We start from the raw sequence: 15,599 nt of genomic DNA on the forward strand, positions 1-15,599 counted from the left end.
CTGAGACGGCGGCGGAACCCGGCCCGGCGGGGGGAGGAGGAGGGGTCCCGGCGCCGCGTCGGGTCAGCCGCGTACGCACTCCTCGATCACCGACGCGACCTGCTCCGTCGCCGGTGAGTTGCGGTGGGCCCGGCGCGCCAGGACCAGGCCGACGGTCTCCGTCTCGGCGAGCGGCACGTACGTCACCCCGTCGAGCCGCAGGCTCTGCACCGACCGCGGCACCAGCGCGACCCCGTGCCCGGCGGCCACCAGGACGACCAGGGTCGCGGTCTCGCCGACCTCCACGAGGGAGTCCGGCCGGAAACCGGCGCGCTCGCAGGCCGCCAGGACGCGGTCGTACATCGCGGACCGCGGCTGCGAGGGATGGATGACGAAGGGCTCCCCGGCCAGCGCCGCCAGCGGGACCTCCCGGCCGGCCGCCAGCGGGTGGTGCGCCGGGAGGACGGCCACCAGCGGTTCGGCGCGCAGCGGCGTGGTCCGCACGCCCTCGGTGTCCGCCGCGCCGGCCCGGGAGACGGCCAGGTCGTAGGCGCCGGTCAGCAGGCCCTCCACAAGCTGTGGGCTGAGCAGTTCGCCGCGCAGGTCCAGCGTGATGCCCGGCAGCCGGGACCGTACGGTACGGGCGACCCGGGGCAGCACGTCGTAGGTGGCGGTGCCGATGAAGCCGACGGAGACCCGGCCGCTGTGGCCGGTGGCGAGTTCCGCCATGTGCACGCGGGCGCGCTCGGCCTCGGTGACCAGGGTGCGGGCGTACCCGGTCAGCTGACGGCCCGCCTCGGTCAGTTCGACGTGCCGGGTGGAGCGGTGGAACAGCGGCGTGCCCAGCTCGTGCTCCAGCTGCTTGATCTGCTGGGACAGGGCGGGCTGCGCGACGTGCAGCCGGGCCGCCGCGCGCCCGAAGTGGCACTCCTCCGCGAGGACGAGGAAGGAGCGGACCTGGCGGAGTTCCATGGCGCCAGCCTACCGCGAGTGATAAGTGGGGCTTATGAATTGATCCGGATTAGGTCTTGGACGCGATGAGCCGTCACCCCTACCGTGAGGGCGTGACCGACAGTTACGTGTACGCAGCGGCAAGAACACCCTTCGGGCGGTTCAACGGGGCCCTCGCCGGTCTCCGGCCCGACGACCTCGCGGCGCTCGCCGTCCGGGGCGTCCTGGCCAGGACCCCGCGGCTGGACCCGGCCGGGATCGGCGACGTCGTCTGGGGCAACGCCAACGGCGCGGGCGAGGACAACCGCAATGTCGGCAGGATGGCCGTCCTGCTGGCCGGACTGCCGACCTCCGTCCCCGCCACGACCGTGAACCGGCTGTGCGGCTCCTCGCTGGACGCGGCGATGATCGCCTCCCGCGCCATCGAGACCGGCGACGCCGACATCGTGCTCACCGGTGGCGTGGAGTCGATGACCCGGGCCCCCTGGGTGCTGCCCAAGCCCGCCCGCGGCTTCCCCGCCGGGGACGTGACCGCCGTCTCCACCACGCTCGGCTGGCGCCTGGTCAACCCGCGCATGCCGAAGGAGTGGACGGTCTCCCTCGGCGAGGCCAACGAGCAGCTGGCCGAGCGCTTCGGCATCCCCAGGGACCGGCAGGACGCGTTCGCCGCCCGCTCCCACCGGCTCGCCGACGCCGCCTGGAGGGACGGCTTCTACGCCGACCTGGTGGTACCGGTCGAGACGGACGCCGAGGGCGGCGTCCTCGACCGCGACGAGGGCATCCGGCCCGGCTCCACCCCCGAGAAGCTGGCCGGGCTCAAGCCCGCGTTCCGCCCCGACGGCGTGATCACGGCGGGCAACGCCTCGCCGCTGAACGACGGCGCCTCGGCCGTGCTGCTCGGTTCCGGGGCCGCCGCCGAGCGCGTCGGCACCGCCCCGCTGGCCCGCGTCGCCGGACGCGGCGCGTCCGCCCTCGACCCGCAGGACTTCGGTTTCGCCCCGGTCGAGGCGGCGAACCGGGCCCTGAAGCGCGCGGGCATCACCTGGTCCGACGTCGCGGCGGTCGAGCTGAACGAGGCGTTCGCCGTGCAGTCCCTGGCCTGCGTGGACGCCTGGGGCATCGACCCGGCCGTCGTCAACACCAAGGGCGGCGCCATCGCGCTGGGCCACCCGCTGGGCGCGTCCGGCGGCCGCATCCTCGGCACGCTCGCCCACCGTCTGAAGGAGTCCGGCGACCGCTGGGGCGTCGCCGCGATCTGCATCGGCGTCGGCCAGGCCCTCGCCGTCGTCCTGGAGAACGTGACCGGGGCGAACGCGACGGACGGGCACACGACCGCGGCGAAAGCGACCAAGAACGCGACCGGGAAGAACGCGACCGGGAAGAACGCGGCCGGCGGGAACACGGCCGGGCAGAGCAGGGAGGCCGCCCGATGAGCACCCGCGTGTGCGCCGACGCCGACGAGGCCGTCGCCGGCGTCGAGGACGGCGCCACGGTCCTCGTCGGCGGCTTCGGCATGGCCGGCATGCCGGTCGCCCTGATCGACGCGCTGATCCGCCAGGGCGCCACGGACCTCACCGTGGTCTCCAACAACGCCGGCAACGGCGACACCGGACTGGCCGCGCTGCTGGCTAAGGGACGGGTCCGCAAGGTCGTCTGCTCCTTCCCCCGGCAGGCCGACAGTCACGTCTTCGACGAGCTGTACCGCGCCGGGAAGATCGAGCTGGAGGTCGTGCCGCAGGGCAGCCTCGCCGAGCGGATGCGCGCCGCAGGCGCCGGCATCGGCGCCTTCTTCTGCCCCACCGGGGCCGGCACCCTCCTCGCCGAGGGCAAGGAGACCCGCGTCATCGACGGCCGCACCTACGTCCTGGAGTACCCGATCAAGGGTGACGTGGCCCTGATCGGCGCCCACCGCGCGGACCGCATGGGCAACCTCGTCTACCGCAAGACCGCCCGCAACTTCGGCCCGGTCATGGCCACCGCCGCGACCACCGTGATCGCCCAGGTCCGCGAGATCGTCGACACCGGCACGATCGACCCCGAGACCGTGATCACGCCGGGCATCTATGTCGACCGCGTGGTGCAGGAGGCGACCGCATGACCACCGATTCCCCCGCCGTGGACACCGGGCGCGGCCCGCTGGACAAGCACGGGATGGCCGCCCTCGTGGCCCGTGACATCCCGCACGGCTCCTTCGTCAACCTCGGCATCGGCCAGCCCACCCTGGTCGCCGACCGTCTGCCCGCCGGCTCCGGGGTGGTCCTGCACACCGAGAACGGCATGCTCAACATGGGGCCGGCCGCGCGGGGCGACGAGATCGACCCCGACCTCACCAACGCCGGCAAGGTCCCCGTGACCGAGCTGCCCGGAGCGGCGTACTTCCACCACGCCGACTCCTTCGCGATGATGCGCGGCGGCCACCTGGACATCTGCGTCCTGGGCGCCTTCCAGGTCTCGGCCTCCGGCGACCTCGCGAACTGGCACACCGGAGCGCCGGACGCCATCCCCGCCGTCGGCGGGGCCATGGACCTGGCGATCGGGGCGAAGCAGGTCTTCGTGATGATGACCCTGTTCACCAAGACCGGCGCGCCCAAGCTGGTCCCCGAGTGCACCTACCCGCTGACCGGACTCCGCTGCGTGGACCGGATCTACACCGACCTCGCCGTCTTCGACATCACCCCGCGGGGCGTCGCCGTCCGGGAGACCTTCGGCGTCACCGTCGGGGAACTCGCGGACCGCCTCGGCCTGCCCCTGCTCCCCGCCGCCTGAGGCGCCGCCGGGCGCCCCGCGCGGGGGACGGTCGGCACCGGCCGGCTCGACGCACCGGGACGGGACATGCTCGTGGACCGTGCGCCGGGGCCGGACACGCTCGTAGACCGTCGTCGTCCGTACGTCCGCGACCTCCCGGCGCTCGGAGCGACGGCCGATCACGAAGGCGTGCACGCTGTCCACGTGCGGGACGGCCACGTGGATCGGGAAGCCGTGACCGCCCGAGGTGACGAAGAGTCCGATCACCTCGGGCAGCCGCGCCGCCCACTCGCGGAACCCCTCGATGACGGGCCGGGCCGGAGGCCGGATGCGCACCGGGAGGAGCGCCTGCGCCGGCCGGCCGCGTCGAGGTCCGGCACCGCGTGAGGGCGCCCCGGTCGCCTGGCTCGGCGTGGCGGCCGCCGCCGTCGCGCACCGGCTGTTCACCGCGCGACCGACCCGCGTACGGGCGACCACGGCCGGCACCTCCAGCCTCGCCGAACCCCTCGCCGCGGCCCTGATCGGCGTCCTCCTCCCGCACGAGCACCTGACGGCCCCGGCAGGGGCGGGCTGCGCGCCGGTCCTCGCCGGAACGGTCATCACCTGCCTGCCACCCCTGCCACGCCGCCGCGCACCGTCCCCCGAGGACCTCGGCCCCTCCACTGGGCGGGCCTGACTTGCCGTACGCCGGTCAGGCATCGGTGGGAGGACGGTGCCCGGGGTGGCAGTACAGCCGCCACCCGGACCCCTCGTCCCGTCTCCGCTCCGCCAGAGCGAACTGTGCCACGACCGCCGCTCGCCGAGGCGGGCCCCGTACGTCACCCGCACCAGCCCCGGAGCCGGCGCGGTTTCCCGCAGGCCGGAGACCCGGTGCCGGAGTCCCGCTTCCGACGCGCCCGCCATGCCCGGCAGCCGGGCGAGTATCGTCTCCCGGTCCCAGCGGCGGCCGGAGGCCCCCACCTCGACGAACTCCGGGTCCAGCAGCGGACCGCCCGTTCCCTCGACGCCCTGATCCCGGGCGTCAGCAACCGCCGCTCACCCGCGAGCGCCGCCGCCACACCGTCCGTCTCCTCGCTCATCCCGCCACGCTGCCCCGCGCCCGCCGGGACGATCCCGCGCCGCCCGCCTCCCCGGGCCATGGACCGGCCCTCCCCGTGCCTGCGCGGGAGCCCGCCCACGCCGCACCGGGCGGCGAGGCCGGCCGGACCCTCAGGACCCGGCCCCGCCGTACGGCTCGGGCAGCGGACAGCTGAGCGGCCACACCCGTTCGGAGAGCCGCCCGATGAGACGGTCACCGCTCACCTCCGCCTCGGCCAGCCAGTCCGCCGCGGTCAACTGCGCGACCAGGTCCGGGAGATCACCGGGCGCACCGGCGTACAGGGCGGCGAGCGAGCCGGTGTCGACGCCCTCGCCGCCGGGGCCGAGGACCTCCCCGTCCAGCCCGGTCCGGGTGGCCAGGGCCAGTGCCAGCAGCCGGGCGGCGGCCGTCGTCCGCTTCCTGCGCAGCCTCCGGTCGGTCATGACCCGCTGCGCCCAGCCGCTGAGTCTGGCCCGCGTGTTCTTCCCGAACGCCAGCACCCGCTCGCCGTCCGGACCGGGTACCAGGGAGGGCACGGTGACCACCGTCGGGTTCTCGGGGCGGGAGGCGAGCACCTCCTCGGCGGTGCACTCGATCCACAGCCACCCGGACGCCGCCAGCCGTCCGACGAGGTCCCCGGGATCGCTCAGCGGCAGGGCGGACACGTCCTGCCCGGTCAGATTGCCGGAGCCGCTGCGCGCGGTCCGCAGCGTGAGCAGCAGGCACAACAGCCGCGCCTCCGGGCCGGGCAGCGGCGCGTGGTCGCGGACGTGCCCGAGGACGGCGCGGGCGTGCTCCCACAGCTGGGGCCCGGGCAGCACCCGGGGCACGCCGGTCTCCTGCCCGTCGGGGGTGTGGCCGGTGCGCTGGAGGTGCTGGCCGCGGACGGTGACCGCGGCCTGCTCCGCCCGCCGCGCCTGCGCGCGCAGTTCGGCGTCACCGGTCACCTCGGCCCACTCGTGGAAGGCGCGGGCCTTGCGGGTGTGCAGGTCGGCGAGGAGCGCCAGGTCGGGTTCCGCGCGTTTCTGATAGGCGCGGAACTGGTCGCCCAGCTCGGTGAGTTCGTCGCGCAGCGCGGTCGGCCGCAGCTCGTGCGGCACGACGCGCTGCGCGATCTTCCCGTGCCTGCCGTACGGCCGGGCGGCCCGCGGCCGGGGGGAGGGCACCGGAACGCCGGGCGGCTTCGGTACCCCGGCGGGATCGGCCGGCGAGGCACCGCCGGGTGCGGCTCGGTCCGCGGACCCGGGCGCGTCGGAGAACCGCAGCCGCGGCGCCACGGCGGCCCGGACGGGCCCGGCGCCGCCGGACGCCCGTGCCGGCCCGGCCGGCGGAGCGGTGGCCGCGACCTGCCCCGAGGGGTGGGCCGCCGCGCAGCGCGCGCAGCATTCGAGCGCCTGCCACCAGCGCCCCGCCCGGTCCGCGACGACCACGAAGACGACCGGGCCGCCGCACCGCCACGCCGCCGCCCCGGTGTCCCGCCCCCCGGCGGCGGGACCGGCGTGGCCCCGGCACCCGTCGGCCCGGCAGGCGCAGTACACCCCGCTCCGGGGCTCCCCGGCGGCCCGCAGATGCGCGGTGAGGTGCGCCACGGCGAAGGCCCGGCCGGCGGCGACGGACGGCAGCCGCTGCTCGGGACAGGCCGGGCGGACGCACGAGAACCGCACCGCCGAGCTGCCCCGGCCGACGGGGTCCAGGCGCACCATCCAGGACCGCCCCCGCACCCGCTCACCGGGCCCGCTCGCCGCGTGGGCGCGCATCTCCATCCTCGTCCCCTTCCCTCACACCGGCGGCCCGCCAAGATCTCCTCGGGGCGCGGGCAGTGCAGTCTGCCGCAGTCATGTCACGTTCCGCAATCAGTGAGTTACCAGGAGTGGCGTTCGCTCCCCGTCCGTGTGACGATCCCCGGCACGGGCTTGACCTGGAGGGGGGCGAGCCGGAGCACCCCCGCGACGCGAGAAAATGGTTGCCTGAGAAAACCAGGGCGCGTGAAAGGTCCTCCATGCCACACCTCACCATCGACTACTCCGCACGGCTCGGCGCCGCCTTCGACCGCGCGGCCCTGGTCAGGGAACTGCATCCGCTCGTCATCGAGGAGAGCGGCTCGACGGGCGTCTGCAAGACGCTGCTGCGGCCGGTCGAGACCTGCGTCGGCGACGGGGTGGGGGAGGGGGACGCCTTCGTGCATGTGGAGGTCGGCCTCAAGCCGGGTCGCTCCGAAGCGCTGAAGGGACGGCTGGCCGAGAGCATCGTCGCCCTGGTCGGCAAGCACCTGCGGGCGGACGGCGCGGTGGTCTCGGCGGAGGTGCGCGAACTGGCCGGCTCCTACCGTCTGGACCCGCCCGCGCGGGCGGACGCGTACCGTGGCGGCACCCTGCGGGTGTGCCGGCCGGCGGCGGGCTGAACGGCGGTGCCGCTCCTGGTTCTCCTGGTTCTCTGGTTCTGCTGGTGACCCCGACTGGCATGGAGTCGGTGACGCGGCCAAGGGCGCGGCTGGTGAGGCGACCGGTGGCGCGGCTTGTGACGACACGCGGTGCGACAACGTTGTCTTGACGGTCCTGAGAGTACCGCCGTACCGGCGAAGGCTGTCAATACGGCCGACGCGCGGCGCCACCACGGCCCCGTCGGCCCCGCTGTTCACGGGCCCCGCTCGCGGCCCTCGACTCCGGCCGCCGACTCCGGCTGTCGACTCCCGGCCCCGGCCGGCTTACGGCCGCCCGCCCCCGGGCTCCGCCCCCGGGCTCCGCCCGCCCCTGGAACTCCCCTCTCCCGGACTCCGCTTGCCCGGACCCCGCTCTCCCGCGCCCCGGCGAGGCGCTCTTCCGCCCCGCCCCTGTGGCGCGTTAGTGTCCCTGCGGCTTGTGCGACCCGTGGTGCGCGACCCGTCCGGAGGAGGGGCCGCGTCATGCGTTTCCGTCCGATGTCCCTGCTGCTCGCCGCGGCCCTCGTGGCCGGCGGCGCCACCCCCGCCCTGGCGGCCTCGTCCGCCCCGCCCGACACGTCCCTCGTCAAGGACCCCACCGCCTACGTCGACCCCCTGATCGGCACCGCCAACGCCGGCAACGTCTTCCCGGGGGCCGTCGTCCCCTTCGGCATGCTCTCCTGGAGCCCGGAGAACACCAAGGGCGACGCCACCAGAACCGTCGCCCCCGGCGGCTACCAGCACGACGCCACCCGTATCCGTGGTTTCAGCCTGACCCACATGTCCGGCACGGGCTGCGCGGGCGGCAGCGGGGACATCCCGTTCTTCCCGTACAGCGGCGAGGTCACCTCCTCCCCGGCGAGCGACACCAAGGACGCGGTCTACGCCTCCGACTTCAGCCACGAAGACGAGACCGCCGAACCCGGCCACTACAAGGTCTCCCTCGCCTCCGGGGTCACGGCCGACCTCACCGCCACCGCCCGCACCGGCTCGGCCCGCTTCACCTACCCCACCGGCAGGCCCGCCGCCCTGCTGATCCGCACCGCCAACTCCGAGGTCGGCTCCACCGACTCCACGGTGCGGATCGACCCGAAGACCCGGACCGTCTCGGGCTCCGTCACCTCCGGCAACTTCTGCGGCTACCTCGACCCCGAGGGGCGACGCGCCTACTACACCCTGCACTTCACCGCGACCTTCGACCGCGCCTTCAGGACCACCGGCACCTGGCGGGACGACCGGCTCACCCCCGGCTCCACCGCCGCCTCCGGCGGCACCGGCGGCTTCGAGGACGGCGGCCGCCCCGTCGCCGGCAAGGGAGCGGGCGGCTACGTCGAGTTCGAGCCCGGCACCGGACCGGTGAACGTCAAGGTCGGCGTCTCCTACGTCGACCAGGCCGGCGCCGAGGCCAACCTGAGGGCGGAGAACCCGCCCGGCCGCTCCTTCGCCTCCGTCCGGGACGCCGCCCGCGACGCCTGGCGGGACCGCCTCGCCGCGATCCGCGTCGGCGGCGGCACCGACGCGGAGCGCACCATCTTCTACACCGCGCTCTACCACGCCCTGCTCCACCCGAACGTCGTCAGCGACACCGACCGCCGTTACCGCGGCCCGGACGGCAGGACGCACCGCGTCTCCCGCGGCCACCAGGCGCAGTACGGCACCTTCTCCGGCTGGGACGTCTACCGCAGCCAGATGCAGTTGCTGACCCTCCTGAACCCCCGGGTGGGCTCCGACATCGCCCAGTCGCTGTACGAGTTCGCCGGGCAGAACGGCGGCGTCTGGGACCGCTGGCTGCACGGCGCGAGCGGCACCCACGTCATGAACGGCGACCCCTCGCCCATCGCCCTCGCCGGCATCCACGCCTTCGGCGGCACCGGCTTCGACCTGGACGGCGCGCTGCGGTCCCTGGTGAAGGCGGCCACCGTCCCCACCGAGCAGGACCTCTCCCCGGCCGGCAAGCCCGTCCTCTCGGTCGGCCAGCGGCCCTCCCTCGACAAGTACCTGAAGCTGCACTACATGCCGTCCGTCTCCAACGCCTGGGGCGGCGCCGCCGAGACCCTGGAGATGTCCGGCGCCGACTTCGCGCTCTCCCGGCTGGCCACCGCCGCCGGGCAGCGGGACACCGCGAAGACCTTCGCGGCCCGCTCCCAGTACTGGCAGAACAACTTCAACATCGCCGCCGACCCCACCGGCGGCTACATCGCCAACCGCAAGGCCGACGGCAGCTGGGTCACCGGCTTCACCCCGGCCACCGGCAACGGCTTCGTCGAGGGCACCGCCGCCCAGTACACCTGGATGGTCCAGCACGACCCGGCCGGCCTGTTCGCCGCGATGGGCGGCACCGAGGAGGCGCTGAAGCGCCTGGACGCCTTCTTCCACGACGCCGACGGCGACTGGGTCTTCAGCGGCGGCCCCGGCGACAAGTCCGGCATGGACAACGAACCGTCCGTCAACGTCCCCTACCTCTACGACTACGCGGGCGCCCCCTACAAGGCGCAGCGGACCGTCCGCGCCGCGATGGACGCGCTCTGGTCGACCGGGCCGGGCGGCATCCCGGGCAACGACGACCTCGGCGCGATGTCGTCCTGGTACGTCTTCTCCGCGCTCGGCATGTACCCGCAGGTCCCGTCCCGTGCCGAACTCGTCCTCGCCTCCCCGCTGTTCCCCCGCGCGGAGATCGACCGGCCCGGCGGCAAGGACATCTCCATCCACGCCCGGGGCGCCGCGGCCGACGCGCCGTACATCCGTTCCCTGAAGGTGAACGGCCGCGCCGGCGACCGCCCGTGGCTCCCGGCCTCCGTCGTCCGCGACGGCGGACGCCTCGACTACACCCTGTCCTCGGAACCCGACCCCGCCTGGGGCGCAGGCCAGGCCCCGCCGTCCTTCCGGGACGGCGAACAGCCCTACCAGATCGGCGTCGGCCCCACCGCCGCGACCCTCGCCCCCGGCGACAGCACCGGTGTCGACATCCGCGCCCGCGCGGTGAGCGGCGGCGAGGGCCCCGACGTCCGCTTCCACGTCGACACCCCGGACGGCATCACGGCCGTCCCCGCCGAGGGCACCGTCACGGACGGCGCCCAGCGGATCGAACTGACCGCATCCGACGGCACCGCCCAGGGCTTCTACGACGTGAAGGTCACCGTCACCTCGGGCGACAGCTCCTACGCACAGCCCGTCGCCCTCACCGTCGCCGCCCCCGGCACCCTGCTGGCCGCCTACGACAACACCGGCGTCTCCGACGACGAGGGCGAACACGACGAGGCCGACTACGACGGCGGCGGCTGGAGCTACTCCCGCCAGGCGCTCGCCGCGGCGGGCCTCACCCCGGGCGAGCGGCACACCGCCGACGGCCTCACCTACAGCTGGCCCGGCTCCCCGGCCGGCCGCCCGGACAACGCCACCGCCACCGGTCAGGTCATCCGGCTCACCGACCCGGCCGCCCGGTTGTCGTTCATCGGCAGCGCCGTCAACGGCAACCAGAAGTCCGGGGCGACCGTCACCTTCACCGACGGCACCACCGCCACCGTCGACCTCGCCTTCACCGACTGGACCGCCGGCGGCGGAGGCGGCACCGTCCAGTACGGCAACGAGGTCGTCGCCGAGGCCGCGTACCGCAATGTCGCGGGCGCGGACAAGGACCCGGTGGCGACGTACGTCTTCGCCACCGCTCCGTTCACCGCCCCGGACGGCAAGCGGATCAGCTCCGTACGGCTGCCCGACAACGCGAACCTGCACGTGTTCACCCTCGCCGTGAGCTGAGCCCGGCAGCGGGGACGGGCGGCCCCTGTGCCGCCCGCCCCCGCTCAAGGATCATGGATGCCCCCAGCCCCAGCCCCGGAGACCGCCCGCCCCGCGCGGGCGTCCGGGCCGGAACCCCGGAGCGTCCATGCCCGCACACCTGGCTCCCCACCGTCCCACCGCGCTCGTCGTCGGCGGCAGTGTCACCGGCCTGTTCGCCGCCGCCGCGCTCACCGGATCCGCCGATGTCACGGTCGTCGAACGCGACGGCCTGCCGGACGGCCCCGATCCCCGGCGCGGCGTCCCGCAGAACCGCCACGCCCACCTGGTGTGGAGCGGTGGCGTCCGCGCCCTCGACCGGTTGCTGCCCGGACTCGTCGACGATGCGACCGCGAACGGCGCCCGACTGGTGCTCATCATGGCCGACATGGTCTCCAGAGCGCCCAACGAGATCTGGTTCCGCCGCTTCACCGCCACCGGGCACCGCAACCTGGTCTGCTCCAGGGACCTCCTCGACAGCGTCGTGCGCCGCCGGGTCCTCGCCCACCCCCGTGTCACCCTCCGCCAGAACACCACGGCCATCGGACTGACCGGCGACGACCGCCGCGTCACCGGCGTCCGGGTCCGCTCCGGCGGCGAGGAACACACCCTCACCGCCGACCTGGTCGTCGACGCCTCCGGCCGTGGCTCCCGGACCCCCCGGTGGCTGGCCGACCTCGGCCTGCCCGCCGTCCGGGAACGCGAGATCGACGCCGGCCTGGTCTACGCGACCCGCCTCTACCGCCCGCCCGCCGCCACGGCCGGCCTGCCCTTCCCGCTCGTCAACGTGCAGGCCAACCCCGCCAAGGCCCCGGGTCGCGGCGGCATCCTGCTGCCCGTCGAGGACGGCCGCTGGATCGTCACCCTCGCCGGCACTCGCGGTGGTGAACCCTCCGCCGACCCGGATGCCTTCACCGGCTTCGCCCTGGGTCTCGGCGACCCGGTCATCGGCGAACTGCTCCGGAACGCGGAGCCGTTGTCCGGCGTCGCCGTCACCCGCAGCACCGCGGACCAGCGCCGCTACTACGAGAAGATGCCCCGCTGGCCGGACGGCTTCACCGTCCTCGGCGACGCCGTCGCGGGCTACAACCCGGTCTACGGCCACGGCATCACCGTCGCCGCGCAGAGCGCCCTCGCCGTACGTGAGGTACTGCGCCGCACCCCGCTCACCGCACCCGGCACCGCCCGCCGGCTCCAGCGCTCCGCCGCCCGGCCCGTCTCGGCGGCCTGGGATCTGGCCGTCGGTCAGGACGCGTTCTACCCGGGCGCCACGAGCACACCGCCCAGCACCGCCGAGCGGCTGCTCGCCCGCTACGTCGACCGGGCGGTGGCCACCGGCGCCCGCAACCCCCACGCGCTCGGCGCCCTCCTGGACGTCATGAGCCTGGAGAGGCCGGCGTCCCGGCTCTTCTCTCCCGACATGCTGATACCCATGCTCTTCGGCCCGAGGAGGCCCTTCCTCTCCGCGGCCCCCCTGACGGACAGGGAACGCGGCAGCACCCTCTCCTGACCCCGCATCACCCCACCGGATGCGCGCTCATACTGATTACGTCCATTGATCGAACACTTTCGAGCATCCGGGGACGTAGGAGCCACGGTGGCGGAACCGGTTCTCCGGCACCGTCACCGGCCCGCGACGAAGGGGTGAACCATGACCGCACCCGGTCCCGAACTGCGCCTGGGCGTCGTGGCGTCGGCCAGCGCGCCCAACTCGTCACGTCGGCCGACCGCCCGGCGGCCGCCCGGGCCGTCTCCTGTGCGGATCCGGCCCAGCGCGGCCGCGACGACGCGCGGCGCCTCTTCGGCGACACCGTCCACATCCACGAGCGCCGCGCGGACATGCTCGCCGACGACCTCGACGCGGTGTTCGTGCTCACACCCGACGACGCGCACACCGAACCCGCCCTCTTCTTCCCCCAAGCGGGCGTCGCCGTGTTCGTGGAGAAACCCCTCGCGGTCGACCTCGCCGACTGCGACCGCGTCCTCGACACCGCCGCCCGCAGCCGCGCCCGCCTCCGCGTCGGCCACAACCTGCGCCACCCGCCCGTCCTGCGACGCATGCGGCGGCTCGTCGACGACGGCGCGATCGGCCGGGTACGGGCGGTGTGGTGCCGGCACTTCGTCGGCCACGGCGGCGACCATGCCTTCTAGGACTGGCACGCCGAACGCGCCCGCACCGCCGGTCTGCTGCTGCAGAAGAACGGCGTGCTGACCAGCTATCAGCAGTGCCACTTCACCCCCGGCTACTGGCGCAACCGCACGGCCATCGGCGACGCGGGCCGGATGGAGAACTTCGGCGACGGCGTCGAGGGCGACCCGGCGGTCGTCAAGGTGTGGAACCGGCGTCGCTCCGGCTACCGCCGCGACGCCGATCTGACGCTGACGGTCACCGACGAGGGCCCGGCCGGCCCCGGAGGCGCCGATGCGGCCGTCGTCACCGAGTTCCTGCGCTTCGTCGGTCACGGCGGCGCCACCGACATCTCACCGGTCGCCGCCCGTGAGGCCGTCGCCGCCGCCCTGGCCGCCACCGCCTCGCTCCGCTCCGGCGGCACCCCGGTCGACGTCCTGCCCCCGCCCCCGCGGCCTACTTCGCCGCCCACCAGCCCGGCTCCCACGGCGCGGCCGCCACCCGCCCCCGCCGCCCCCGGTCTCCTCCCGCGCGCCTGGATCCGGCATCGCGGCGCCGGCCGGCGGACGACGTCGCGTCATCCGCCCCCACCGACGACCGGCACCCGGCATGATCGGAGAGTCCGGTGCCGGGCACAGCCCGTCGGTCACCGGATGCCGGTTGCCGGAACGGGACAGGGAGGGACGACAGGACATGGACGACATGGCGCTGCGGGAACGGTTGGACGCGGTGCGGGGGCGCATCGGGGAACTGCGGATACGGGAGGCGTGGCTGCTGCTGGCCATGGGTCGTCTCGAAGCCGCCGTCGAGGCCGCCGGGGAGGCCCGGCGCGAGGCGGCGGGCCCGACCGTGCCGGCCGCCGCGCTGCGGGACGTACTGCGGGAGGCGGCGTGGGTGACGTGCGCGGCCCGGATCGGGCAACGGCAGTGGACCGAGGCGCAGATGACCGCCGAACGCCTCATCGACCTGTGCGGACGGGACCCGCGGACCGTCAGGCTGCGGGAACTTGCCTGCTGGGGCCGGGGCACCCTCGGACCGATCGCGACCTGGCAGGCCGTGCTCGACCCGGCGAAGGAACTGGCCGCGTTCGACCCGGCCGCCTTCGCCCGCGACCACCTCGCCGAACACCCCGGCGACGACACCGGGCCGGCCGTGGCGCACGACGAGGCCGCGGCGCCCGTGGTCCCCTTCTACCAGGGGGACCGGGGCCGGCTGCCGGTCGACGAGGACGCCCTGCGGGAGGAGTTGGCCGCCGTCACCGACGAGACCGGCGAACGCGCCTGGGCCCCGCACATCCACCGGGCCTGGCTGCTCATCGCGCTGAGCCGGTACGAGGACGCGCTGGAAGAGGTCGAGGCCGCCCGCCGGGAGTACTACGGATTCCTCGGGATGCCGGCGGAACGGCACTTCGCCGAGGCCCTCTTCGAGGACGGCTGCGAGGCCGAGGCCGTCGCCGACATGGCCCTGGAACGCTGGGACGCCGCCGCCGACGCGGGCCTGCGCGGCCTCGCCGACCACGGCGGCAGCCAGCGCAACGATCCCTTGGTCCGCATGATCGCGGTCGCCCGGGGGACCGTCACCGGGGACTGGGACACCTGGCGCGTCCAGCTCACCGCGTTCGACCCCGTCCAGTACGCCCTGCACGTCCTGCGCAGGCGGCCCGCGTTCCTCGAGAACCCGGACCGCCTGCCCTGACCGCCCACGGCGAGCTGCCCCCGGACCCTCCACCGTGCTGAAGACTTCGCCCTCCGCCCGCGGCACCCACCGGTGCCGCACAACGGTGTGGAGGGATGAGACATGGGGTGTGCCCTGTCGTGCCGCTCACCGGCCGCGTCCCGCGGCTGGCCGGGACGGCCGGCCCCCGCTCAGAGGCATCGGCCACGCCTCCGCGCCGCTGTTCTCTGTCACCACCCACCTCTGCCCCCGGCGCCGGTGTGGTCCGGCGCGGCTGCCACGCCGCGCCGCACGGTGACGATCAGCCGTGGTACGTGATGTACCCGTTGCCGTCCTTGTCGTTGGCCTTCTTCGTGTACGCGTGCACGTCGGCACGGGCGCCACTGGGCTTGTACAGGTAGATGGTGTCCTTGTCGTTGTTCCATATGAAGTTGCAGTTCTGCCGGTAGACGACGTTCTTGGCGTCGGAGTCGGTGCCCTTGCCGCCCCGCAGGTGCACGTAGTCGCCGGGCTCCAGGGTGTGGCTGTCCTTGAAGGCGAACTTGTTGCCGGAGGCGTCCTTGACGACGTACCCCTTCAGGTTGACCTTGCTGCGCGAGTAGTTCTTGATCGTCAGGTACTCGTTCTTGGTGTTGCCGCCCGAGCACTTGTTGGAGTCCCGGCCCGGAGCGTCGTACTGGACACCCTTGATCTTCAGCGCCGAGGAGTACTCGGCGGCCTGGACCGGAGCGGCGGCGGTGAGACCGAGCGCGGCGACGGCACCGGTGGTCGCGGCGGCGGTCAGAACGCGATGAACACGCATGAGGTTTCCCCCCTCTGTGGTGCGGATGGAGCGTGGGGAGCATATCTAA

Annotated in this window: 12 protein-coding genes and 1 pseudogene; 9 read left to right on the top strand and 4 right to left on the bottom strand. The window is 74.4% G+C overall.

What is annotated here, in order from left to right:
* Nucleotides 1-63 precede the first annotated feature (63 nt).
* On the bottom strand, nt 64-951 hold the full coding sequence (locus Sdagh_RS35965; RefSeq protein ID WP_189422343.1) for a LysR family transcriptional regulator: 888 nt from the start codon (nt 949-951) through the stop codon (nt 64-66).
* Between the two features lie 65 nt (nt 952-1,016).
* Here Sdagh_RS35965 and Sdagh_RS35970 point away from each other — a divergent pair, with 65 nt between their 5' ends.
* Genes Sdagh_RS35970 through Sdagh_RS35980 form a run of 3 tightly spaced genes read left to right on the top strand, consistent with a single transcriptional unit; the run spans nt 1,017 to nt 3,696 of the window.
* Nucleotides 1,017-2,363, top strand: a complete 1,347-nt coding sequence (locus tag Sdagh_RS35970) for a thiolase family protein (protein ID WP_372478498.1) — start codon at nt 1,017-1,019, stop codon at nt 2,361-2,363.
* Nucleotides 2,360-3,028, top strand: coding sequence for a 3-oxoacid CoA-transferase subunit A (locus Sdagh_RS35975; protein WP_190011807.1), 669 nt, complete (start codon nt 2,360-2,362; stop codon nt 3,026-3,028). The genes Sdagh_RS35970 and Sdagh_RS35975 overlap by 4 nt, the downstream gene beginning before the upstream one ends.
* Nucleotides 3,025-3,696 carry a 3-oxoacid CoA-transferase subunit B gene (locus Sdagh_RS35980; RefSeq protein ID WP_226536235.1) on the top strand — a complete coding sequence of 224 codons (672 nt, stop codon included), beginning with the start codon at nt 3,025-3,027 and terminating at the stop codon, nt 3,694-3,696. Before Sdagh_RS35975 ends, Sdagh_RS35980 begins: the two co-directional genes overlap by 4 nt.
* Before the next feature lie 138 nt (nt 3,697-3,834).
* Here the strand turns inward: Sdagh_RS35980 and Sdagh_RS35985 are convergent.
* Nucleotides 3,835-4,122 (bottom strand): annotated as a pseudogene (locus Sdagh_RS35985) (Lrp/AsnC ligand binding domain-containing protein); the annotation flags it as partial.
* Here Sdagh_RS35985 and Sdagh_RS35990 point away from each other — a divergent pair.
* Complete coding sequence (locus Sdagh_RS35990) at nt 4,004-4,351, top strand: DMT family transporter (protein ID WP_226536237.1); 348 nt, start codon at nt 4,004-4,006, stop codon at nt 4,349-4,351. The pseudogene Sdagh_RS35985 and the gene Sdagh_RS35990 sit on opposite strands and share 119 nt — an antisense overlap.
* A gap of 533 nt (nt 4,352-4,884) precedes the next feature.
* On the opposite strand, the gene Sdagh_RS35995 is transcribed toward Sdagh_RS35990, so the two are convergent.
* The gene (locus tag Sdagh_RS35995; protein WP_190078133.1) at nt 4,885-6,516 is read right to left on the bottom strand and encodes a hypothetical protein; all 1,632 of its coding nucleotides are present in this window, start codon (nt 6,514-6,516) and stop codon (nt 4,885-4,887) included.
* Nucleotides 6,517-6,752: 236 nt separating this feature from the next.
* On the opposite strand from Sdagh_RS35995, the gene Sdagh_RS36000 reads away from it, so the two are divergent.
* The 5 genes from Sdagh_RS36000 to Sdagh_RS36020 all read left to right on the top strand — a co-directional run bounded on the left by Sdagh_RS36000 (nt 6,753) and on the right by Sdagh_RS36020 (nt 14,769).
* The gene (locus Sdagh_RS36000) at nt 6,753-7,154 is read left to right on the top strand and encodes a 5-carboxymethyl-2-hydroxymuconate Delta-isomerase (RefSeq protein WP_189422351.1); all 402 of its coding nucleotides are present in this window, start codon (nt 6,753-6,755) and stop codon (nt 7,152-7,154) included.
* A 501-nt stretch (nt 7,155-7,655) separates the two neighbouring features.
* On the top strand, nt 7,656-10,928 hold the full coding sequence (locus Sdagh_RS36005; protein ID WP_190078134.1) for a GH92 family glycosyl hydrolase: 3,273 nt from the start codon (nt 7,656-7,658) through the stop codon (nt 10,926-10,928).
* A 127-nt stretch (nt 10,929-11,055) separates the two neighbouring features.
* On the top strand, nt 11,056-12,456 hold the full coding sequence (locus Sdagh_RS36010) for an FAD-dependent monooxygenase (protein ID WP_190078135.1): 1,401 nt from the start codon (nt 11,056-11,058) through the stop codon (nt 12,454-12,456).
* 329 nt (nt 12,457-12,785) lie between these two features.
* The gene (locus tag Sdagh_RS37120; protein ID WP_372478507.1) at nt 12,786-13,097 is read left to right on the top strand and encodes a Gfo/Idh/MocA family protein; all 312 of its coding nucleotides are present in this window, start codon (nt 12,786-12,788) and stop codon (nt 13,095-13,097) included.
* A 670-nt stretch (nt 13,098-13,767) separates the two neighbouring features.
* Entirely contained in the window at nt 13,768-14,769 is a 1,002-nt protein-coding gene (locus Sdagh_RS36020) for a hypothetical protein (RefSeq protein WP_189422356.1), read from the top strand.
* 280 nt (nt 14,770-15,049) lie between these two features.
* On the opposite strand, the gene Sdagh_RS36025 is transcribed toward Sdagh_RS36020, so the two are convergent.
* The gene (locus Sdagh_RS36025) at nt 15,050-15,550 is read right to left on the bottom strand and encodes a lamin tail domain-containing protein (protein ID WP_189422359.1); all 501 of its coding nucleotides are present in this window, start codon (nt 15,548-15,550) and stop codon (nt 15,050-15,052) included.
* Between the last annotated feature and the right edge of the window lie 49 nt (nt 15,551-15,599).

Source organism: Streptomyces daghestanicus (genome assembly GCF_020521275.1).
In the GTDB taxonomy this organism is placed as follows: Bacteria; Actinomycetota; Actinomycetes; order Streptomycetales; family Streptomycetaceae; genus Streptomyces; species Streptomyces griseoviridis.